This is a genomic window from Enterococcus sp. DIV0167, assembly GCF_050541555.1.
GTDB lineage: Bacteria > Bacillota > Bacilli > Lactobacillales > Enterococcaceae > Enterococcus > Enterococcus faecalis.
On record NZ_CP172933.1, the window covers coordinates 1,883,649 to 1,904,203 of the forward strand.

21 protein-coding genes are annotated in these 20,555 nt (G+C 38.3%); 2 read left to right on the top strand and 19 right to left on the bottom strand.

Features of this window, described 5'->3' with window-relative positions:
- Positions 1 to 80 precede the first annotated feature (80 nt).
- From sufB to IGM09_RS09030, 11 genes are all read right to left on the bottom strand, one after another.
- The gene (gene sufB, locus IGM09_RS08980) at positions 81 to 1,475 is read right to left on the bottom strand and encodes a Fe-S cluster assembly protein SufB (RefSeq protein ID WP_002356769.1); all 1,395 of its coding nucleotides are present in this window, start codon (positions 1,473 to 1,475) and stop codon (positions 81 to 83) included.
- Positions 1,476 to 1,493: 18 nt separating this feature from the next.
- Positions 1,494 to 1,961 carry a Fe-S cluster assembly sulfur transfer protein SufU gene (gene sufU / locus IGM09_RS08985; RefSeq protein WP_002356768.1) on the bottom strand — a complete coding sequence of 156 codons (468 nt, stop codon included), beginning with the start codon at positions 1,959 to 1,961 and terminating at the stop codon, positions 1,494 to 1,496.
- Positions 1,948 to 3,183, bottom strand: coding sequence for a cysteine desulfurase (locus IGM09_RS08990; protein WP_002376739.1), 1,236 nt, complete (start codon positions 3,181 to 3,183; stop codon positions 1,948 to 1,950). The genes sufU and IGM09_RS08990 overlap by 14 nt, the downstream gene beginning before the upstream one ends.
- Positions 3,180 to 4,466 carry a Fe-S cluster assembly protein SufD gene (sufD, locus tag IGM09_RS08995; RefSeq protein ID WP_010776000.1) on the bottom strand — a complete coding sequence of 429 codons (1,287 nt, stop codon included), beginning with the start codon at positions 4,464 to 4,466 and terminating at the stop codon, positions 3,180 to 3,182. The genes IGM09_RS08990 and sufD overlap by 4 nt, the downstream gene beginning before the upstream one ends.
- A gap of 14 nt (positions 4,467 to 4,480) precedes the next feature.
- Positions 4,481 to 5,251 carry a Fe-S cluster assembly ATPase SufC gene (gene sufC, locus IGM09_RS09000; RefSeq protein WP_002356763.1) on the bottom strand — a complete coding sequence of 257 codons (771 nt, stop codon included), beginning with the start codon at positions 5,249 to 5,251 and terminating at the stop codon, positions 4,481 to 4,483.
- 369 nt (positions 5,252 to 5,620) lie between these two features.
- On the bottom strand, positions 5,621 to 6,178 hold the full coding sequence (frr, locus tag IGM09_RS09005) for a ribosome recycling factor (RefSeq protein ID WP_002356762.1): 558 nt from the start codon (positions 6,176 to 6,178) through the stop codon (positions 5,621 to 5,623).
- 3 nt (positions 6,179 to 6,181) lie between these two features.
- Positions 6,182 to 6,904, bottom strand: coding sequence for a UMP kinase (gene pyrH, locus IGM09_RS09010; protein WP_002356761.1), 723 nt, complete (start codon positions 6,902 to 6,904; stop codon positions 6,182 to 6,184).
- A 260-nt stretch (positions 6,905 to 7,164) separates the two neighbouring features.
- Positions 7,165 to 8,046, bottom strand: coding sequence for a translation elongation factor Ts (tsf, locus tag IGM09_RS09015; RefSeq protein ID WP_002356760.1), 882 nt, complete (start codon positions 8,044 to 8,046; stop codon positions 7,165 to 7,167).
- A 105-nt stretch (positions 8,047 to 8,151) separates the two neighbouring features.
- Positions 8,152 to 8,937: a 30S ribosomal protein S2 gene (gene rpsB / locus IGM09_RS09020; protein WP_002356759.1), complete on the bottom strand. Its 786-nt coding sequence runs from the start codon at positions 8,935 to 8,937 to the stop codon at positions 8,152 to 8,154.
- Between the two features lie 183 nt (positions 8,938 to 9,120).
- The gene (locus tag IGM09_RS09025) at positions 9,121 to 9,558 is read right to left on the bottom strand and encodes a GNAT family N-acetyltransferase (RefSeq protein WP_010712668.1); all 438 of its coding nucleotides are present in this window, start codon (positions 9,556 to 9,558) and stop codon (positions 9,121 to 9,123) included.
- Positions 9,559 to 9,577: 19 nt separating this feature from the next.
- Positions 9,578 to 10,354, bottom strand: a complete 777-nt coding sequence (locus IGM09_RS09030; RefSeq protein ID WP_033625079.1) for a TrmH family RNA methyltransferase — start codon at positions 10,352 to 10,354, stop codon at positions 9,578 to 9,580.
- Between the two features lie 106 nt (positions 10,355 to 10,460).
- On the opposite strand from IGM09_RS09030, the gene IGM09_RS09035 reads away from it, so the two are divergent.
- Together IGM09_RS09035 and yidC are read left to right on the top strand one after the other, a co-directional pair.
- Entirely contained in the window at positions 10,461 to 10,736 is a 276-nt protein-coding gene (locus IGM09_RS09035; RefSeq protein ID WP_010706543.1) for an acylphosphatase, read from the top strand.
- Positions 10,737 to 10,902: 166 nt separating this feature from the next.
- Positions 10,903 to 11,835: a membrane protein insertase YidC gene (gene yidC / locus IGM09_RS09040; RefSeq protein WP_010776001.1), complete on the top strand. Its 933-nt coding sequence runs from the start codon at positions 10,903 to 10,905 to the stop codon at positions 11,833 to 11,835.
- Between the two features lie 33 nt (positions 11,836 to 11,868).
- Here yidC and IGM09_RS09045 read toward each other — a convergent pair whose 3' ends face one another.
- From IGM09_RS09045 to IGM09_RS09080, 8 genes are all read right to left on the bottom strand, one after another.
- Positions 11,869 to 12,060: a DNA-directed RNA polymerase subunit alpha C-terminal domain-containing protein gene (locus IGM09_RS09045; protein ID WP_002356753.1), complete on the bottom strand. Its 192-nt coding sequence runs from the start codon at positions 12,058 to 12,060 to the stop codon at positions 11,869 to 11,871.
- 39 nt (positions 12,061 to 12,099) lie between these two features.
- On the bottom strand, positions 12,100 to 14,184 hold the full coding sequence (gene glyS, locus IGM09_RS09050) for a glycine--tRNA ligase subunit beta (protein WP_010823845.1): 2,085 nt from the start codon (positions 14,182 to 14,184) through the stop codon (positions 12,100 to 12,102).
- 1 nt (position 14,185) lies between these two features.
- Entirely contained in the window at positions 14,186 to 15,094 is a 909-nt protein-coding gene (gene glyQ / locus IGM09_RS09055; protein ID WP_002379669.1) for a glycine--tRNA ligase subunit alpha, read from the bottom strand.
- Between the two features lie 601 nt (positions 15,095 to 15,695).
- A complete protein-coding gene (gene recO, locus IGM09_RS09060; protein WP_010713216.1) occupies positions 15,696 to 16,490 on the bottom strand; it encodes a DNA repair protein RecO in 795 nt (264 codons plus the stop codon).
- A gap of 82 nt (positions 16,491 to 16,572) precedes the next feature.
- A complete protein-coding gene (gene era, locus IGM09_RS09065) occupies positions 16,573 to 17,475 on the bottom strand; it encodes a GTPase Era (protein ID WP_002359745.1) in 903 nt (300 codons plus the stop codon).
- Positions 17,476 to 17,488: 13 nt separating this feature from the next.
- On the bottom strand, positions 17,489 to 17,890 hold the full coding sequence (locus IGM09_RS09070; protein WP_002382764.1) for a diacylglycerol kinase family protein: 402 nt from the start codon (positions 17,888 to 17,890) through the stop codon (positions 17,489 to 17,491).
- Positions 17,874 to 18,353, bottom strand: coding sequence for an rRNA maturation RNase YbeY (gene ybeY, locus IGM09_RS09075; protein ID WP_002356745.1), 480 nt, complete (start codon positions 18,351 to 18,353; stop codon positions 17,874 to 17,876). The genes IGM09_RS09070 and ybeY overlap by 17 nt, the downstream gene beginning before the upstream one ends.
- Positions 18,353 to 20,551: an HD family phosphohydrolase gene (locus IGM09_RS09080; RefSeq protein WP_002382763.1), complete on the bottom strand. Its 2,199-nt coding sequence runs from the start codon at positions 20,549 to 20,551 to the stop codon at positions 18,353 to 18,355. The genes ybeY and IGM09_RS09080 overlap by 1 nt, the downstream gene beginning before the upstream one ends.
- Between the last annotated feature and the right edge of the window lie 4 nt (positions 20,552 to 20,555).

Consider the following 20,555-nt stretch of genomic DNA (forward strand, 5'->3'; position numbering starts at 1 on the left):
TGGCATTCACTTATCTATGAATACAAAACAAAAAGCCCCGAAACGTTATTACATCAACGTTTCGGGAACTTATAAAATTTCTAACCCACTGACCCTTCCATCTCATAACTAATCAACCGATTCAACTCAACCGCATATTCCATCGGTAATTCTTTCGTAAATGGTTCAACAAAGCCCATAACAATCATTTCTGTCGCTTCGGCTTCAGATAAGCCGCGACTCATTAAATAATATAATTGTTCTTCAGAAATTTTTGAAACTTTGGCTTCGTGTTCTAAGGACACTTGGCTGTTATGGATTTCGTTAAACGGAATCGTATCTGATTTTGATTTTTCGTCCATGATAATCGTGTCGCATTCGATGTGGGAAATCGAGCCTGCGCTGTCTTTTCCAAAAGTCACTTGGCCACGGTAGTTAACTTCGCCGCCGTCTTTAGCAATTGATTTTGAAACAATTGAGCTAGAGGTATTCGGCGCATTGTGAATCATTTTGGCCCCAGTATCTTGGATTTGGTTAGCACCAGCAAAGGCAATCGATAACATCGTGCCACGGGCGCCTTTGCCATCTAAGTAAACGCTTGGATATTTCATGGTTGTTTTAGCTCCTAGGTTACCATCAATCCATTCGACAGTGGCACCTTCGTAAGCTTTAGCACGTTTGGTTACTAAGTTGTAGACGTTATCTGACCAGTTTTGAATAGTGGTATAACGACAATAAGCATCTTTTCTTGTAAAAATTTCTACGATGGCCGCATGCAAGCTGTTACTTGAATACGTTGGTGCCGTACAACCTTCAACATAGTGAACGCTAGCCCCTTCATCGACAATAATCAAGGTCCGTTCAAATTGGCCGGTATTTTCAGCGTTGATTCGGAAATATGTTTGTAATGGTACATCAACTCGAACGCCTTTTGGTACATAAATAAAGGTTCCACCTGACCAAACAGCTGAGTTTAAAGCGGCCAGTTTATTATCTGTTGGTGGCACAAGTTTTGAAAAATACTCTTTGAATAAGTCAGGATATTCTTTTAAAGCAGAGTCAGTATCTGTAAAAATGATGCCTAATTTTTCAAATTCTTCTTTCATGTTGTGGTAAACAACTTCTGATTCATATTGAGCCGAAGCCCCAGCTAGATAAGCACGCTCAGCTTCGGGAATCCCAATTTTTTCAAAGGTTTCTTTGATTTTATCAGGTACATCATCCCAATCGCGTGCGGGTTTGTCACTCGGTTTTTGGTAATATTTAATTTTACTAAAGTCAATATCTGACAGGTCTGGACCCCATTCTTGCATGGGCATTTTATTGAATTGTTCTAACGATTTTAAACGGAAGTCAAGCATCCATTCTGGTTCGCCTTTCACGCGAGAAATTTCGCGAACGACGTCTTCTGTTAGGCCGTCTCCGGTACTAAAGACTGGTTCCACATCGTCGTGAAAGCCAAATTTATATTCTTCTAATTCAGGTACTGTACTCAATTCGTCGTCACCCTTTCTTTATTTTTCACAATGTAAATGACCGGCTTCGCCTTGGCCGTTATTAGCAACAGCCTGCTCTAAGGCTTTCCAAGCCAGGGTTGCACATTTAATCCGAGCTGGAAATTTAGCTACGCCGCTTAACATTGCTGCATCGCCTAATTTTTCATCTTCGGCCACTTCATTTCCTTGAACAAGTTGAGAGAAATCCTCTGCTAAGGCCGTTGCTTCGGCGATTGTTTTTCCTAAGACCGCATCAGTCATCATACTAGCACTTGCGGTACTGATGGAACAGCCACTTCCTTGAAAGGCGATATCTTTAATCACACCGTCTTCAATGGCCACATCCAGTTCAATCACATCTCCACAAGTAGGATTATTCAGTTCAATTGTTTGGCTAGACGCATCTAGCGTTCCGTGGTGATGTGGGTGGCTAGAATGGTCCAAAATGACTTGGCGATATAAGTTATCTAATTTAGAAAGTGCCATGCTGGAAAAACTCCTTTGTCGCTTTAATCGCTTCAACTAAGCGATCTGCGTCTTCTTTGGTATTGTATAAATAAAAACTTGCCCGTGCAGTTGCTGGCACGCTCAGATAGTTTAATAACGGTTGCGCGCAATGGTGACCCGCTCTGACAGCGACCCCTTCCATATCTAACGCCGTAGCCACATCATGTGGATGTAAACCTTCAATATTAAAAGCAATCACACCTGTGTGGTCTTTTGGATCCTGTGGACCATAAATCGTCAAGCCCTCGATAGCTTGCAACTTCGGCAAAACATAGTGAACAAGGGCTGCTTCATGTTGATGAATGGCCTCTAAACCAATTTCAGTTAAATAATCAATGGCGGCACCTAAGGCAATTGCCCCGGCAATATTAGGTGTGCCAGCTTCAAATTTCCAAGGAAGCTCTTTCCAAGTACTTTCTTGAAGATGAACAAAGTCAATCATTTCGCCACCAAATTCCACAGGTTCCATTTGTTCCAATAAATGACGTTTGCCATAAAGGACACCAATTCCAGTTGGTCCACACATTTTGTGACCACTAAATGCATAAAAATCAGCATCGATGGCTTGAACGTCCACAGGCATATGAGGAACTGCTTGCGCGCCGTCTACCACCATCACAGCGCCATTTTGATGAGCTAATTGTGTTAATTCTTCGATTGGATTAATGACCCCTAACACATTTGAAACATGAGCAATCGAAACAATTTTCGTTTTTTCTGTAATTTGTTGACGTGCACTTGCCATGTCTAAAAAGCCGTCTTCAGTGACGTCTATATACTTCAAAATGGCCCCTGTACGTTGAGCTAATTGTTGCCAGGGAATAATGTTTGAATGATGTTCCATGTAAGATATGACGATTTCATCCCCGGCTGTAACTGCCAAGTCACCATAACTTTTGGCAATCCAATTCAAACTGGTTGTTGTTCCTCGTGTAAATAAAACTTCCGCTGTTTCTTTGGCATGGATAAATTGGCGAACCTTTTCGCGGGAGGCTTCATAGTCCTTCGTTGCTCGTTCGGCTAACGTGTGCACCCCACGATGAACATTGGCATTATCGGTTTCATAATAATGTCGTAAAACATCTAACACTGCCGTTGGTTTTTGGGTTGTTGCAGCATTGTCTAAATAAACTAGCGGTTCATCATTAACTTCTTGAAATAAAATAGGAAACGATTGACGAATGGTTGCTGCATCCATCATGCGTTTAACTTCCCTTCAATTACTTCTACAAATTCATTTTGTACTTCTTTAACTGGAATTGCTGTAATGACAGAACCTAGGAAGCCACGAATCACCAAACGTTCCGCTTCTTCTTTACGCAAGCCGCGGCTCATTAAATAATACATTTCTTCTGGATCTACTCGACCAACGCTGGCTGCGTGTCCGGCAGTCACTTCATTTTCATCAATTAAAAGAATTGGATTGGCATCACCACGAGCTTTATCAGACAGCATTAAAACACGACTTTCTTGCTGTGCGTCGGCTCCTTTTGCGCCTTTTAAAATGTGGCCAATTCCGTTAAACGTTAAAGTACCACGTTCACGAATAACTCCATGTTGTAAAATATGACCAATCGAATGTGGCGCTTTGTTTGTCACTCGTGTGTCGATGCCTTGTGTTTGTTTACCTGCACTAATTGCAACGACTTTAACTTCTGAATGAGCGCCTTCGCCAACTAAATCAGAATCAAAATCAGCCACAACATCGCCATCATTCATGACGCCTAGAGCCCAATCAACAGAGGCATCCCGCATAATATAGCCACGACGATTCATATAAGTCGTTACAGTTTGCCCTAATTGATCCACAGCTGAGTATTTAACTTTTGCGCCATCTTTCGCAATCACTTCCACAACAATATTTCCAGAAGCTTTCTCTGCGTGATTACCGGTTGATTGAAAACGTTCTAAATAACTGAATTCACTATGATTATCTGCAACGATTAAAACATGTTTAAAGAAAGGTTGGTTGCTATCTGAATCCTGAATAAACAAAGATTCAATGGGCTCTTCAATCACTACGTTTTTAGGAACGTATAAGAAAACGCCACTATTCATGAAAGCTGCATGAGCTGCTGTCAGCTTATCTTCTTCTGGTAATACGGCTTTAGTCATATAGTATTCTTTAACCAATTCTGGGTGCTCTTGTAAAGCAGTAAAAATGTCTGTAAAAATTACCCCTTGTTCCGCTAATGAGGCTGGCAATTGCTCAAAAGCATGAAAAGATCCTTGTTGAACAATTAAAGGATTGTCTTTCATTTGATCAAAACTTGCGACATTTCCTTCAGAAGGCACATAACTTTCCATGTGAACATTTAATAAAGGCCAACGATGAAATTTCACACGATCAATATGTGGTAACTCACTTTCGTCAGCGTTTCTTAAAGCCGTTGTTCGCAATTCAGTCATCCAAGCTGGTTCTTCATGTTCTAGTGAAAAAGCGGTGACTTCGTCAAGATAATCCATTAGATTTACTTTTTTCATTTATCTTGTCCTCCTTACGCTTCTTCTTTGTAATCAATACCTAATTCTTGGCTGATACCAGCATAGCCTTCTGTTTCTAAACGTTTTGCCAAATCAGCCCCACCGGTTTTCACAACGCGGCCTTCCATCATGATATGAACAACATCTGGCGTGATATAGTTCAATAAGCGTTGATAATGGGTAATAATTAACGCACCAAAGTTCTCGCCGCGCATTTCATTAACCCCTTTAGAAACTACTTTTAACGCATCGATATCTAAGCCTGAATCAATTTCATCTAAAATGGCAAACGTAGGCTCTAACATCAATAATTGTAAAATTTCATTTCGTTTTTTCTCGCCGCCAGAAAAACCTTCGTTTAAGTAACGCTCAGCCATTTCTTCAGGCATATTTAATAATTCCATTTTGCTATCTAATTTTTTTAAGAACTGCATGACTGACATTTTGTTGTCTTCGTCACGTTTTGCATTGATTGCTGCACGCATGAATTCAGCATTGGTAATTCCTGGAATTTCACTTGGGTATTGCATTGCTAAGAATAAACCTAAGCGAGCACGTTCGTCTACCTCTAAATCTAAAACGTTGACGCCGTCAAATAGAATTTCTCCTTCTGTGACTTCATAGTTAGGATTTCCCATAATTGCTGCTGATAAAGTAGATTTACCAGTTCCATTAGGTCCCATAATTGCATGGATTTCTCCAGTATTAATTGTTAAATCGACCCCTTTTAGAATCTTTTTATCTTCAATTGATACGTGTAAATTTTTGATTTCTAACACAGACATGTACAATTCCCTCCAACTTGTTTTAATCGTTTTTCCGTTCTCACTCATTTTAGCCTAATTGAGAATGAATCGCAAATTACAATTGCTAAAAATAACAACTCTTATCATCAAATTTTAGGATTCAATTTGTGAAGGAAAATTTTAAAATGCTGATATTTCAAAGTTTCTCTATATTTTCAAGTGATCCTCCCTACACAAAGAAAAAAATTCTGGTAGAATAAAAAAATTTATTAAAGAAAGCGTTTTCTTAAATAATTACTTTAGAATGACTTTCGCAAAGAGAGATTTGAGATACGCCTTCCTCATCTATACAAAAAAATCCAGAGCATTTGCTTCTCTGGATTCAATAATTTTTATTAGTAATTGGTTTTATACTTCTAAAAGTTCTTGTTCTTTTTCAGCAGTAATCGCATCGATATTTTTGATGCTATCATCTGTTAATTTTTGAACATCTTTTTCAAATGAACGTAATTCATCTTCAGTGATGTCGCCATTTTTTTGAGCTTTTTTCAACTCATCCATTGCATCACGACGAACGTTACGGACAGCAACTTTTGAGTTTTCCGCTTCTTTTTTCACGTCTTTGGCTAATTCTTTCCGACGTTCTTCCGTTAATTGTGGAATCACTAAACGGATGACATTTCCATCATTGGTTGGGCTAATGCCGATATCACTCATTTGAATAGCTTTTTCAATGTCAGCGATAGAATTTTTGTCAAACGGTGTAATCATTAATACACGAGCTTCTGGGATATTGATACTTGCTAATTGGTTAACTGGTGTTGGTGCACCATAATATTCTACTTGAATACGGTCTAATAGACTTGCGTTCGCACGACCAGCACGAATTTGACCTAATTCACGGCGTAAGCTTTCTTCCGCTTTTGTCATTTTTTCTTTGGCTGTTGCTAAAACTTCTTTAGACATTCTTTATTTCCCCCTTACAGTTGTTCCGATATTTTCACCAAGGATGGCACGACGGATATTTCCTGCTTCATTTAGGTTAAAGACAACTAAAGGAATATCGTTATCCATACTTAATGAGCTTGCTGTTGAATCCATTACTTGCAGCCCTTTAGAAATAACATCTAAATGTGTTAGTTCTTCAAATTTTGTCGCTGTTTCATCCACACGTGGATCCGCAGAATAAACACCATCAACATTGTTCTTCGCCATTAAGATGACGTCCGCATCTACTTCTGCAGCTCGTAACGCAGCCGTTGTATCTGTCGAGAAGTAAGGATTTCCTGTTCCTCCGGCAAAAATAACAACGCGGCCTTTTTCTAAATGACGTTCTGCACGACGACGAATGTATGGTTCTGCAATTTGACGCATTTCAATTGATGTTTGAACACGTGTAGGCACACCAAGATTTTCTAATGTATCTTGCAATGCTAAGGCATTCATCACAGTAGCTAACATGCCCATATAATCAGCTTGTGCACGTTCCATGCCCATTTGAGCACCAATTTGTCCACGCCAGATGTTTCCGCCGCCAACCACGATGGCCATTTCGATACCTAATTCATGGACCTCTTTAATTTCTTGGACGATTTCTTTAATGACTGGTGGTTTAATGCCAAAACCGTCTTCTCCGGCTAGCGCTTCTCCACTTAACTTTAATACGACACGTTGATACTTAGGTTTAACCATCATAATTCCCTCCAAGATTCTCTAAAAATCATTCAATTCCTCATTTAGATGACTTTTCACCAAAATGATTTTTTAGACCAAGCAGTGCGATCCACTGGTTTTGCCTAAAAAAAGGGAGCGCATATCAAAGTTATGCGTTCCCAAATGGCTGAAAGACTGCCTTGAATCAAGCAGTAATCAATTTATGCAGCTTCCTTTGGGGATCGCTGTCTGTTTAGATACTTATGATTCACGGCTTTTCAACCGAGCGTTTGATGCTCTTAGTTTTTCATTTGGCTCATTACTTCATCCGCAAAGTTATCTTCACGTTTTTCGATACCTTCGCCAACTTCAAAACGTACGAATGATTTCACTTCGCCGCCTTTAGAAGCAACAAATTTTTCGACAGTCATATCTGGATCTTTAACAAATGGTTGGTCAACCAAAGCGATTTCTGCTTTGAATTTTTGTAGACGACCAACAACCATTTTTTCAACGATATTTGCTGGTTTACCTTCGTTTAATGCTTGTTCAGTTAACACAGCTTTTTCGTGTTCTAATTCTTCTTGAGGAATTTGAGATTCGTTGACATAGCGAGGGTTGATTGCCGCGATGTGCATAGCAACATCTTTCGCTACTTCTTCGTCAGTTGTGCCATCGATAACTGTTAATACAGCAATACGGCCACCCATGTGTAAGTAAGCGCCAAATGCAGCATTGTCAGCTTTTTCGACAACTTCAAAACGACGGAAGCTGATTTTTTCACCGATAACAGTTGTTGCTTCGATTAAATCAGATTCGATTGTGCCTTTTTCAGTTTTAATAGCCATTGCTTCTTCCATCGTAGCTGGTTTGTTTTCAGCAACTTTAGTCGCAATATCTTTAACTAAATCTTGGAACATTTCGTTTTTAGAAACGAAGTCAGTTTCTGAGTTTACTTCAACGATTGCTGCAACGTTACCTACAGTTGCTACGTTTGCTAAACCTTCAGCCGCAATGCGGTCATTTTTCTTCGCTGCTTTAGCCATACCATTTTCACGTAAAAAGTCTACGGCTTTTTCCATGTCGCCTTCTACTTTTACTAATGCTTTTTTAGCGTCCATCATTCCAACGCCAGTCATATCGCGTAATTCTTTTACCATTTTAGCTGTAACGTCTGCCATTATTTGTGTCCTCCTCGGATATTATCAATTCTTTTTAAAAAAGCTATCTCAAAGGAGAATCAGGCTTTTTGTCGCCTAGCCTTTGAGACAGCTCCGTAATCATTATTATTCAGCTGATTCGTTATTTCCTTCAACAACATCAACGATTTCTTCGATTGAAGTTGCTTCTGGTGTTTCTTCAACGAATAACTCTTCAGTTGCTTGGTCTTCCCCTTGGTTACCTTCGATGAAAGCGTCAGCCATTTTAGCAGTGATTAATTTCACGGCGCGGATTGCATCATCATTTGAAGGGATTACAACATCGATCTCATCAGGATCACAGTTTGTATCAACCATTGCAACGATTGGAATGTTTAATTTGTGTGCTTCTTGAACAGCAATGCGTTCTTTACGTGGGTCAACGATGTACATTACATCTGGAATTCTTGGCATATCAGCGATACCACCTAAGAATTTTTCTAAACGTTCACGTTCTTTGTTTAAGCCAGCAACTTCTTTCTTAGGTAAAACTTCGAAAGTGCCGTCTTCTTCCATTGCATTGATTTTTTTCAAGCGAGCAATACGTTTTTGGATTGTATCCCAGTTAGTTAACGTACCACCTAACCAACGATGGTTTACATAGTATTGACCAGCGCGGATTGCTTCATCTTTGATTGCTTCTTGTGCTTGTTTTTTAGTTCCTACGAATAAAGCAACGCCGCCTTCTTCTGCAACGTTTTTCATGTAATCGTAAGCTGCATCTACTAATTTCACTGTTTTTTGTAAGTCAATGATGTAGATACCGTTTCTTTCTGTGAAGATATATTTCTTCATTTTTGGGTTCCAGCGACGAGTTTGGTGACCAAAGTGTACGCCGGCTTCTAGTAATTGTTTCATAGAAATTACTGCCATGTTGTGTTTCCTCCAGTTTGGTTTTTATTTTCCTCTTCTTTTCGTCAACTCCTTGAAGAACTACCGTAGTAGCACCACTTCGCAGATGGAAAAGAATGTGGATTTCGTGTGTGAAAATCACACCTTTAACAGTATAAGATATTTTCAGAAAAATAGCAAGCCTTAAAACTAGAAATGTCGCTCCTACTGCGCTTGCCAAACAAGATGACATTCTTCGTTTCCCGTTTCATCGATGGTTCGCTTTTGTTGGACAAAGCCTTGTTTTTGATAAAAGGCGTAAGCTGCTTGATTTTCCCTGTAAACAGCCAAAGATAAGATGTCCTGTTCTTCTTTTGCTACTTGCAGTAATTTCTGACCGATGCCCTTCCCTTGAAACGCTTTTTTTATAAAAATTCCTGCGATATAGTTATCCATTAAGCCTAAAAACCCAATTATCTGACCCTCTTCTTCCGCTAAGATCAGTGTTGCTTTTGGCAACGCAGCGCGGACAAATGCCTTATTTTCTTGCCAATAAGTTGGTGCGACAAATGGATGAGCTTCTAGATTCGTTTGCAGCCAAATAGCCATAATGGTTTCTAATTCTTTTTCTGTTAACTGGGTTGTCTTTTTGATAGTCAGCATTTTTTGACACTCGTTTCTGTTATTGATTATTTTCAAAATAAAACATTAACACGCCTGCTGCGATAGCGACATTCAATGATTCCGCTTGACCTTTCATTGGAATATAAAGATTTTTCGTGGTTTCTGCTAACAATTCTGGCGAAACCCCGCTACCTTCATTGCCTAAAATCAACGCATAATTTTCCACTGCCTCTTGTTCATAATAAGCAATCGCAGCTTCATTTAGTTCTGTACCGAAAACTGGTAGACCTTGCTTCTTGAATGCCTGAACCACTTCAGTCAACTCTCGTTGAAGAACTGGTAAATGATAGTGGCTTCCCTGCATTGAGCGCAACACTTTTGTATTGTAAATATCTGCTGTGCCCTTACCTAAAATCACGCCTGCTAAACCCGCTGCATCAGCTGTGCGAATCATCGTACCAACATTACCAGGGTCTTGGATATTATCTAAAAGTAACCAACCACCTTTAAAAGAAAGCGACTGCTCTTGTTGCGTTTCCAAGGTGACAATTGCCAAAATTCCTTGTGAAGTTGGCAGCTCCGACAAACTATTTAAAACCTCATCACTTACAAAAATTAATTTTTCTGTTTCTTGTTCAGCTAACCAAGTTCCCCATTCTTGTTGACCTCTTTGGTTAAACAAAATCCACTGGACATCGGCATTGGCGTTCACAGCTTCTTCAACTAAATGAAATCCTTCTATTATATATTGGTTCAGTTCTTCTCGGTACTTCTTTTTGTGTAATTTTTTCCATTCTTTTAATTGGTTATTTTTCGTTGATGTAATTTCTTTCATAAGTCACCTCGCCTTTGTATTATAGCATGCTTCTAGCTTGCTTGGATACTTGCTAGAACCAAGAAAAATCGCTATCATAAAGAAAAAAGCAAAGGAAGTGTCTCTCATGGAAAAACTAAGAATGAATGTACAAGGGCGTGTCCAAGGTGTTGGCTTCCGCTACATGACCAAAATGGTGGCAGATCAATTAGGTGTCACTGGTTCAGTGAGGAACGAAGACGACGGGTCCGTTTCAATTACAGCAATTGCACCCGAAGACATAATGGAAACATTTATCAAAAAAATCAAAGATTCCCCCAGTCCAGCGGGACGTGTAACGTATGTTGATATTCAAGAAGACCCTTTGTTAGAAGAAACGGAACAATTTAAAGTGATTCAATAAACTTACTTTCTAACGATTGATTTCTTTGGGAAGAAGCCTTGAACAGCAAGTAGTTCCTGCTTTTTATTGATTTTTGTAAGAGCTTCTTTTCGATTTTGATTGAAAAAGAGCGCTGTTTCAAGTATAGTTAACCATGTAAAAATTTTTTAGAAAAGGACCGAATTACATGCGTAAATTAAACCGATGGCTTTACGGCTCTGGCTTACTATTTTTAGTAATGTTTTTATCAGGCTGTGTGAAAACAGGAGCAGATGGACAACCAACTGGTGAAGGTTTTGTCTATAACTTCCTTGTTTTACCGATGAGTAATGCAATTACTTATCTTGTCGATAACTTTAATTGGAACTATGGTTGGGCGATTATTTTTATCACCATTATTGTACGGATCATTATTTTACCGTTAGGCTTACATCAATCGAAAAAAAGCTTTATCCAAACGGAAAAAATGCAAGCAATCAAACCCCAAGTGGATGTTGCACAAGCAAAAATGAAACAAGCAAGTACGCGTGAAGAACAAATGGCCGCACAAGCAGAACTACAAAAGATTTATAAAGAAAACAATGTGAGTATGGTTGGCGGAATTGGTTGTTTGCCTTTATTAATTCAAATGCCTATTTTCTCATCTCTGTTCTTTGCTGCTCGTTATACAAAAGGTATTGCCACAGCAAGCTTCTTAGGAATGAATTTAGGGCAACCAAATATGATTTTAGTGGCATTAGCTGGTTTAGCCTATTTAGCTCAAGGCTATATTTCAATGATTGGTATTCCTGAAGAACAAAAGAAAACAATGAAATCAATGCTGATTGTTTCACCATTAATGATTGTTTTCATGTCCTTTAGCTCACCTGCAGGCGTAGCGCTTTACTGGGTAGTTGGTGGTATTTTCACATGTATTCAATCTGCCATCACAAATATCCTCTTACGTCCAAGAATTAAAAAACAAGTACAAGAAGAATTGAAAAATAACCCACCAAAACAAGTGGTTACTCCTATCAAGGATGTGACACCAAAAGAAACAAACAAAGTAACGCAAAAAGCGAACCAACCAAAAGCAAACGGCAATAAAGGTCGCAATGCTGGAAAACAAAAACGTAAATAAAAAAAGGATCGCCTCTAAACGGCGATCCTTTTTTTATTTCAATTCTTTCCCAGTCATCTCTTCAATAGTTCGAATAGACTTTGGACCAAAGCCATGCAACGAAAGTAACGCTTTTCGGCCTCGTGCGTAGAGTTCATCCACACTGTCGATTTTTTCATTCGTTAGCGCACGAACAGCTGGCTTTGATAATTGTGTTAAAATTTGTTCAAATGTTGTTTCTAGCATGCTGTCGGTTCCTCCTTAGCGGTCGAAAAACAGCGCTTTTTATTTTACAATTAATAAGTCTAAGCTAGCAATTGATAACGCCATTTTAGCAATTTGCATTAATTGTTTTAATCGGTTTTGTTTGACTTTTTCATCCTCAACCATAACCATCGTTTCATTGAAGTACGCATCAATTAACGGACGTAGATTTACTAGTGCTTCATAGTTTTCTGCAATCGTGCGTGTCGCAAATGCTTCAGATAAATCGTTAACCGCTTGATACAGTTCTTTTTCTGCCTTATTTTCAAACAGACTTGGATCAATCCCTTCTTCAGTATCACCTAAAAGTTCTTGACCTTTTTTCGCTAAATTAATAACACGCGTTAAGGCTTCCATTGATGGTTTAAAATCTTGATCTTCAAAACGGCTTTTTAAAATATTTGCTGAAGCAAATAATTTCGATAAATCGGCTTGCTCAGCAGACACCACTGCATCGATAATGTCATGGCGAACATTTTTCGTCATTAATAATTGACGTAAGCGAGCTTTCACAAATTCAACGACTTCTGCTTGTCCTTCGTTTAGTAAAACGCCATATTTCTCAACATCTTGATTCACTGCTTCATCAACTTCTGTTTGTAATTGGACTAATGGGAAGGTCCAGCCTTTATCTTCAATAATTCGGATAACGCCATAGGTTTGACGACGAAGTGCATAAGGATCGTTAGAACCTGTTGGAATCATACCAACTGAGAAGAATGAAAAGACGCTGTCAAGCTTATCGGCTAAGGCCAAAACAGCCCCGATTGCTGTTTCTGGCAATTCACCTTCACTGGAAGTTGGTAGATAATGTTCTCGAATCGCCGTTGCTACGGCTGGTTTTTCGCCTTGTAATAAGGCATATTTTTCTCCCATAATTCCTTGTAATTCTGGGAATTCACCAACCATATTTGTTACTAAGTCAAATTTATAAATTTCAGAGGCACGTTTTAAATCTTCCAATTCCTCCTCAGATAAGCCAACTTTTCGACCAATGATTTGTGCAATCAAAGCAACCCGTTGCATTTTTTCATAAATTGAGCCAATCTTTTCATGGAAAGTCACATTTTTTAGTTTTTCAACACATGCTTCAATCGTTAATTTTTTATCTTCATTGTAAAAGAATTCTGCATCTTCTAAACGAGCAATTAACACTTTTTCATTTCCTTTAATCACGTTTTCAAGGTGAACATTATCCCCATTGCGAACAGCGATAAAATGCGGCATTAATAAGCCTTGGTCGTTACGAACTTCAAAGTAACGTTGGTGTTCTTTCATAGAAGTCACTAATACTTCATCTGGAACAGATAAATATTTTTCATCAAAACTGCCTACAAATGCAGTTGGATATTCCACTAAATTCGTAACTTCTTCCAATAACTCTTCATCTAAAGCTAACTGCCAATTTTTTTCTGCAGCGAGTGCGTTCGCTTGATCAACAATCATTTGTTTCCGTTCATTCGGTTGAACCACTACAAATTGTTCTTTTAATTTTGTTTCATATTCATTAGCATGTTGGAACGTCACATCGTCTCCCAAGAAACGGTGGCCACGAGAAGTTTGCCCTGTCGTCACGTCTAACACTTTGAAAGGAATTACTTCATCATCAAGTAGTGCCACAATCCAATGAATTGGACGAATATATTCGAAATCATAGTTTGACCAGTGCATTGTTACCGGGAAAGTTAGACTTGTAATCACGTCATTTAATTTTGTTAATACCTCTTTGGCACTTTGGCCTTTGGTAAACTTCGTCACATAGACATATTCGACACCATTTAATTCTTTGAAAACAATGTCCTCAGTTGTAACTCCTTGGCCGCGTACAAAACCTTGTGCAGCTTTTGACCAATTTCCTTCAGCATCTAAAGCAATTTTTTTCGCTGGACCTTTTACTTCTTCTTCAACATCCGCTTGTTTTTCAGGAATCGCAGTTACTTTCACGGCTAAACGGCGAGGTGTGGCAAAGGATTGCACTGTTTCATAGTCTAAATGATGTTCATCTAAAAATTTGATTACTTTTTCTTCAAGTTGGATACGGCTTGGTGTGACAACATGTGCGGGCATTTCTTCTAAGCCAATTTCTAATAATAAATCTTTTGCCATGTTATTCTGCCTCCTTGGATACACTTTGATCTTTATTTAATAATGGGAACCCTAATTTTTCACGTTCAGCCACAAAAATTTTCGCTACGGAACGAGCCATATTCCGAATGCGGGCTAAATATCCTGCACGTTCCGTTACAGAGACAGCGCCGCGAGCATCTAATAAATTGAATGTATGGCTACATTTTAAAATATAATCATAGGCTGGATGAACTAAGCTTTCTTCAATACAGCGTTTAGCTTCTTTTTCAAATTTGTCAAAGTTTTCTAAAAGCATTTCTTGGTTACTAATTTCAAAGGAATATTTTGAATGTTCATATTCAGGTTGCACAAAAATTTCACCATATTTAACGCCTTGTGTCCATTCTAAATCATAGACACTTTCGACTTCTTGGATATATGATGCCAAGCGTTCTAACCCGTAAGTAATTTCAGAAGTGACAGGATGACATTGTAAGCCGCCAACTTGTTGGAAATACGTAAATTGGGTAATTTCCATGCCATCTAACCAAACTTCCCAACCTAAACCAGCACAGCCCATTGAAGGATTTTCCCAGTTATCTTCTACAAAACGAATGTCATGTTCTAATGGATCAATTCCTAATAATTTTAAACTTTCTAGATAAAGTTCTTGGATATTTTCAGGAGAAGGCTTCATTACAACTTGGAATTGATGATGTTGGTATAGACGGTTTGGATTTTCGCCATAGCGTCCATCAGCTGGACGACGAGAAGGTTCTACGTAGGCAGCATTCCATGGTTCAGGTCCAATGGCACGTAAAAACGTGTAAGGACTCATGGTGCCGGCTCCCTTTTCTGTATCATAGGCTTGCATTAACATACAGCCATTAGATGACCAAAATTTTTGCAAGGTTAAAATCATTTCTTGTACGGTTAACTTGTTTTTCATTGTTTTCCTCCTTGGAATATTTTTTATAGACATAGGGATTGGCTTTGCTTCGGGAATGTAAATTTAAAAAGGGCTACAGAGAAACAATTTTGTAGAATGAGATAATTTTTATGCTGTTATAACGTTCCACATCTACTCCATGTTTTTGGCTAAGCAGTTTGTTTTAACACAGAGGAGACAACGTTCCCTTTGGTCACCTTGTGCTGTTCATCATCTACTCCATGTTTTTGGCTAAGCAGTTTGTTTTAACATAGAGGAGACAACGTTCCCTTTGGTCACCTTGTACTGTTCATCATCTACTCTGTCGCATTTGCGCCAATCGTAGTGATTCACAGCAAAAAGTCCCCATGCCTATTAATAGACATAGGGACGAATAATTATCGCGGTTCCACCCTACTTCCGATGTGTTCATCGGCAGCTTCGTTTGTCGTACTCCAAAGTGCCTTTCAAAAGTTCCGTGTTTCTGGCTCCCACTCTCCCAGATTCGCTTAACAGAGGGTTCTTTTTACTTCTCTTTTTCTTCGTACGTATTTAACTTCTCTATCATAATACGGTGTCTGAGGGAAGTTGTCAAATTTTTTTTAGAAAAACGTCTGCTTGTTTATGTTTCTTTTTCTTCCTTCTTTCGTGGTGGAATTTTTAACGTATTTTCCCACGTTTTCATTTGATCAATAAATTTTTTGCTTTTTAAGTGCAACCCGACATATTCATCGTATAACATATCAATCGTTTCTCGAATACTTTTCTTAGTTTCTTCTTTTACTTGAATGTTTTGGACTTTTTCATAGGAGACTTGCGAAAATAAGCGAATAAAATGAATTGCTCTAGGATCTGCATGGTAGCGCTGTTCATCTAAATGCCAATGTTTTTCACAAAGCACACCGCTATATTTTGAGGAATAATCAAATTTCCCTTGTGTTTCGCCACAAGCCACACAATGATGCCATTCTGGTCGTACACCAAACCGTTCTAACAATTGAATTTCAAAAATATTTGTAATGATTTCCGGATCTTTTTGCTCATTTAAAGCGGATAATGCCATGTGGGTAAATTGAAATAAGTTCGGATCATAGTGCTGATCTTCAATTGCTGCATCGACTAAGTTTAAAATATATGTTCCATATGCGTTAATAAATATATCTTGTTGAATGTTTCGAAAAGGTTGAACTCCTTTGCTGCTATTGAGAAAAGATAAGCCTTCTTCTCTAAAGTTTCCGATGTAGACGGCTTCTGTAAATGGCAGAATCGCTGGCAAAAGAGGATTATTTTTTCGATGCGCGCCTTTCACAAAAAACATCAATTTTCCATAGGATTCTGTAAAAATTTTGACGAGTTTATCCTTCTCTTTAAAATCCTTCGTAAATAAAATAATGCCTTTGGTCTCCCCTAATGCCATTCAATTCACTTCCATTTCTTATGTAAATTAGTGTAGTGTTTGGAAAGTTCGTTTATACACTCGCTTCCCAAACACTACTTTCTTAATATTCTTCTTTGCGATAACCAAAATCTTGTAAATAGATTTTTTTGTCACGCCAGTCTTTTTGGACTTTTACCCAAAGCTCCAAATACACTTTGTCATCTAATAAATATTCAATATCTTGACGCGCCTTGGTACCAATTTGTTTCAGCATTTTTCCGCCTTTGCCAATAATGATACCTTTTTGACTGTCCCGTTCCACAATAATGGTTGCTTGGACATGGACTTTATCGTTTTCATCCCGTTTCATTGAGTCCACAACGACAGCGACAGAATGAGGAATCTCATCTCTTGTTAAAAGTAACACTTTTTCACGAATTAATTCGGAAACGATAAAATATTCTGGATGATCCGTAATTTGGTCATCAGGGAAATATTGTGGTCCTTCTGGCATTTGCTCAACGAGAACATCCATCAAATGCTCAAAATTATTTCCTTCAGTGGCAGAAATGGGAATAATTTCTTTAAAGTCCATTTGTTTCGAATAGTCTTCAATAATACTCAATAAATCATCTGGATGGACTTTGTCAATTTTATTAATAATCAAGTAGACTGGACTATTATTATTTTTCAATCGTTCAATAATAAAGTCGTCACCTTTCCCGCGTTTTTGATCAGCACTTACCATAAATAAAGTAGCATCTACTTCACGCATCGCATTGTAGGCACTTTCCACCATGAAATCGCCTAAGCGGTGTTTAGGTTTATGAATCCCTGGAGTATCGATAAAAACAATTTGTGCTTCAGGAATTGTATAAATTCCTTGAATCTTATTACGAGTTGTTTGTGCTTTGTCACTCATAATTGCAATTTTTTGGCCGACAATTCGATTTAACAATGTTGATTTTCCAACATTTGGTCTGCCGACAATGGCTACGAAACCAGATTTATGTTCAGTTGTCATTGTATTACTCCTCTTATTTCCACATTTGAATGATTTGTAAAATTTTTGGTACAAATAGAATTAGTCCTACTAGCACTGCGAAACCGGCTGTTAATAAAACAGCTCCTGCGGCCATGTCTTTAACTTTTTTTCCGATTGGATGAAAGTGAAAATCCGTAAACATATCTACGACATTTTCAAAAATTGTGTTGATAATTTCTGCCAACCAGACGAGAAAAACGGCCAATAACAACCACAGCCATTCAGCAAGTGTTAAGGAAAACAAGAAACCAAACACAATGGCAGTGACACCAAACGCCACATGTTTGCGCATATTACGTTCTTCTCGAAAAACTGTTTTGATTCCTTGCCAGGCAAATTCTAATGAATTAATAAAATGTTTATTTTTTCCTGTTTGCTCATCTTTTAAGGCCATACGCATCTAAAATCTCTTTCTGTAAACCAAACATTTCTTTTTCATCTTCAGGTTCCATATGATCGTACCCATTCAAATGTAAAAAGCCATGTACTGCCAAAAAGCCCATTTCTCGCTCCAATGTGTGCCCATATTCAACTGCTTGTTCTGCTGCTCGCTCTGTTGAAATAATTAAATCACCTAGATTCCGTGGTAGCTCTGCCAACTCTTCATCATCAAAAATAATTGGCAATTCGTCTTCCCCTTCATCCTCTAAAGCAAAACTGATGACATCTGTAGGCATATCTTTGCCCCGATAGTCACGATTAATCACTTGGATACCTGCGTTATCTGTAAAAGTCACCGACATCTCCGTATCTTCGGCAATTTCTAGAAAACCCGCTGCAAATTGCAGCAAGTTTTCGATTTCTTTGATTTCTTCTGTTGGTACTTTCTCGGTTTCATCAATGAAAGTAATATCCATTAGTCATCTCTCTTTTCTTGTTCATCTTTCATTTCTTCTGCTTCAGCTTTCATTTTTGGATACTTAATCCGTGAATGGAAGGTACTGCATAATCCATTAATTAATGATTTTTCAATGATGCGAATCTCTTTCATCGTTAACCCGCATTCATCTAATTGGCCATCTGAAATTCTATCTTGAATCACATTATGCACAAAGGCTTGAATTTTTTCGTTGGTGGGATGATCCATCGCCCGCACAGCAGCCTCACAAGTATCAGCAATACTCACAATCCCTGCTTCTCGTGTTTGCGGACGTGGTCCAGGATAACGGAAGTCTGATTCTTTAATTTCAGGATTGCGTTCTTTTGCTTTCACATAGAAAAATTTCATCAATGTTGTGCCATGATGTTGACGACAAATGTCAATCACCATTTGCGGCATATTGTACTCTTCTAAAATTTTGGCGCCATCAATTACGTGGCCAAAAATAATTTGTTTACTATCTTCTGGTAATAAAAAGTTATGTGGATTTTCTGCACCAGCAGGTAAGTTTTCCACAAAGAAATTGGCGTGTTTAATTTTGCCAATGTCATGGTAATAACAAGCAACTCGTGTTAATAGCGACCGCCCGCCAATCTCAGCAACAGCGTTAGCGCTCAAACTAGCCACCATCATGCTATGATGATAGGTACCTGGCGCTTCTTCTAACAGTTGTTTTAACAACGGATGGTTCGGATTACTTAATTCATTCAAGACAATCATACTATCATCAGTCACTAATAATTCGATATATGGATGCAAGCCCATTGTTGCTAAAAATGAAAGTACCGTTCCTGCACCTGCACAAATTAAAGCTGTCCACGTTTTACCATCTGTTAAACTCATTCCTTGATAAATCATTAAGACAACCGCCATGAAAACAGGAAAGACCACTACCCACATTAAAGCTGGGAAAACTTGCTCACTCATCCGTTTCCGTTTAACAACTGTTGCTAGAAATCCTGAGAATAAGTACATAATCAGAATAACCGTCAACGAGTTTGTGCCAATAGAATTATAAAAGATAAATAACGCAAAAACGACTTGGAAAATGGCAGCGATTATCCCTGAACGACGATTTACAAAATGATTTAGAATCAGCGGCGCAAAGGCTGCCGGATAGAACAAGGGAATATACATCAACTGCTCTGTTTGGAAAATCTGGAAGAATTTCATTAAAATAACACTGATTAGCATAGCACCCGTGTAAAAGATAATAAACGAGCGTTGTCGTGAAGGCTCAGTCACTTGTTTTGTAAAGAAAATCAACACTTCAACTTGAAGTAAAATAGCTAATGCTAATGCCACCATTGGAAAAATAGAGGTATTTTGACTAGTCATTCCTAGTAGCTCAAGTTTTTCGACCGCTTTTGCATCAATTTGAGTACCTTCACGAACAATAATTTCGCCTTGATAAATCATTGCGGGTTGGACAGCATTCATCGCTTTTTGGCGTAGCTCTTCTGTTCGTTTTTCATTGGCAATATCGTTTACCACAATCCCTTGGTTAACAATGTAACGAATGACTTGTTGCATGGTACTCGTAATATCTAAGTATTGAATTTTACCGTTAGCTTCTTGGCGAATTTTATCTAAATCAGATTCTCGAACGTGATTTTGCATTGCGTCGTCCACCAACATCAAACTTTCTGAACGAACCTTATCCAATTGCTCAGAGGTTAATGTAAAGATTGTTTGATAAAAAACATTAGGAAAACTTTGATAAAACGTAACTTCATCTTGCGGTAAAGATTCAAACAATGACTTTAAGCTAGCTACTCGTTCTTCCACGGTCGGCGCAGGAATCGTTTCTTCCTTTTTGGCCTTCGCTTGCTTATTGCTGTACTCTTTGTCTACTTTTTCATTCGCAGAATCAATCAATTTAAATAATTTATCAATACGATTATGTTGGACAGATGCCGTATCTTCTTGATAAATATATTCGGGTGTGACAGCTTCTGCTGCCAATTTTTTTCTTTGTTCTGTTTCGTAGGTATTCTCGATATTTTTATTTGCACGAATGGTTTTCTCGGCCAGTTGACCTTCTTTAATTTCTACTCTTTTCTGATGGACACTGCCAAACATAATCATAAATAAAAGAAGAGAAAAAACGGCTAATAAAATAGGTAAATAGGCTTTACCTAAACGATCCCCTAACTTTGTAAGTACTTTTTTCAAAAGG

Coding starts and splice junctions, on each gene's coding strand:
- sufC (WP_002356763.1), bottom strand. CDS start 5,251: ATGTCTGTGTTAGAAATCAAAAATTTACACGTATCAATTGAAGATAAA.
- sufD (WP_010776000.1), bottom strand. CDS start 4,466: ATGAAAAAAGTAAATCTAATGGATTATCTTGACGAAGTCACCGCTTTT.
- IGM09_RS08990 (WP_002376739.1), bottom strand. CDS start 3,183: ATGATGGATGCAGCAACCATTCGTCAATCGTTTCCTATTTTATTTCAA.
- IGM09_RS09070 (WP_002382764.1), bottom strand. CDS start 17,890: ATGGCCTTAAAAGATGAGCAAACAGGAAAAAATAAACATTTTATTAAT.
- tsf (WP_002356760.1), bottom strand. CDS start 8,046: ATGGCAGACGTTACAGCTAAAATGGTAAAAGAATTACGCGATATGACT.
- rpsB (WP_002356759.1), bottom strand. CDS start 8,937: ATGGCAGTAATTTCTATGAAACAATTACTAGAAGCCGGCGTACACTTT.
- glyS (WP_010823845.1), bottom strand. CDS start 14,184: ATGGCAAAAGATTTATTATTAGAAATTGGCTTAGAAGAAATGCCCGCA.
- ybeY (WP_002356745.1), bottom strand. CDS start 18,353: ATGGATATTACTTTCATTGATGAAACCGAGAAAGTACCAACAGAAGAA.
- sufU (WP_002356768.1), bottom strand. CDS start 1,961: ATGGCACTTTCTAAATTAGATAACTTATATCGCCAAGTCATTTTGGAC.
- era (WP_002359745.1), bottom strand. CDS start 17,475: ATGACAACTGAACATAAATCTGGTTTCGTAGCCATTGTCGGCAGACCA.
- IGM09_RS09030 (WP_033625079.1), bottom strand. CDS start 10,354: ATGAAAGAAATTACATCAACGAAAAATAACCAATTAAAAGAATGGAAA.
- pyrH (WP_002356761.1), bottom strand. CDS start 6,904: ATGGTTAAACCTAAGTATCAACGTGTCGTATTAAAGTTAAGTGGAGAA.
- glyQ (WP_002379669.1), bottom strand. CDS start 15,094: ATGAAAAACAAGTTAACCGTACAAGAAATGATTTTAACCTTGCAAAAA.
- IGM09_RS09035 (WP_010706543.1), top strand. CDS start 10,461: ATGGAAAAACTAAGAATGAATGTACAAGGGCGTGTCCAAGGTGTTGGC.
- recO (WP_010713216.1), bottom strand. CDS start 16,490: ATGGCATTAGGGGAGACCAAAGGCATTATTTTATTTACGAAGGATTTT.
- IGM09_RS09045 (WP_002356753.1), bottom strand. CDS start 12,060: ATGCTAGAAACAACATTTGAACAAATTTTAACACAATTATCAAAGCCA.
- IGM09_RS09025 (WP_010712668.1), bottom strand. CDS start 9,558: ATGCTGACTATCAAAAAGACAACCCAGTTAACAGAAAAAGAATTAGAA.
- yidC (WP_010776001.1), top strand. CDS start 10,903: ATGCGTAAATTAAACCGATGGCTTTACGGCTCTGGCTTACTATTTTTA.
- frr (WP_002356762.1), bottom strand. CDS start 6,178: ATGTCTAAAGAAGTTTTAGCAACAGCCAAAGAAAAAATGACAAAAGCG.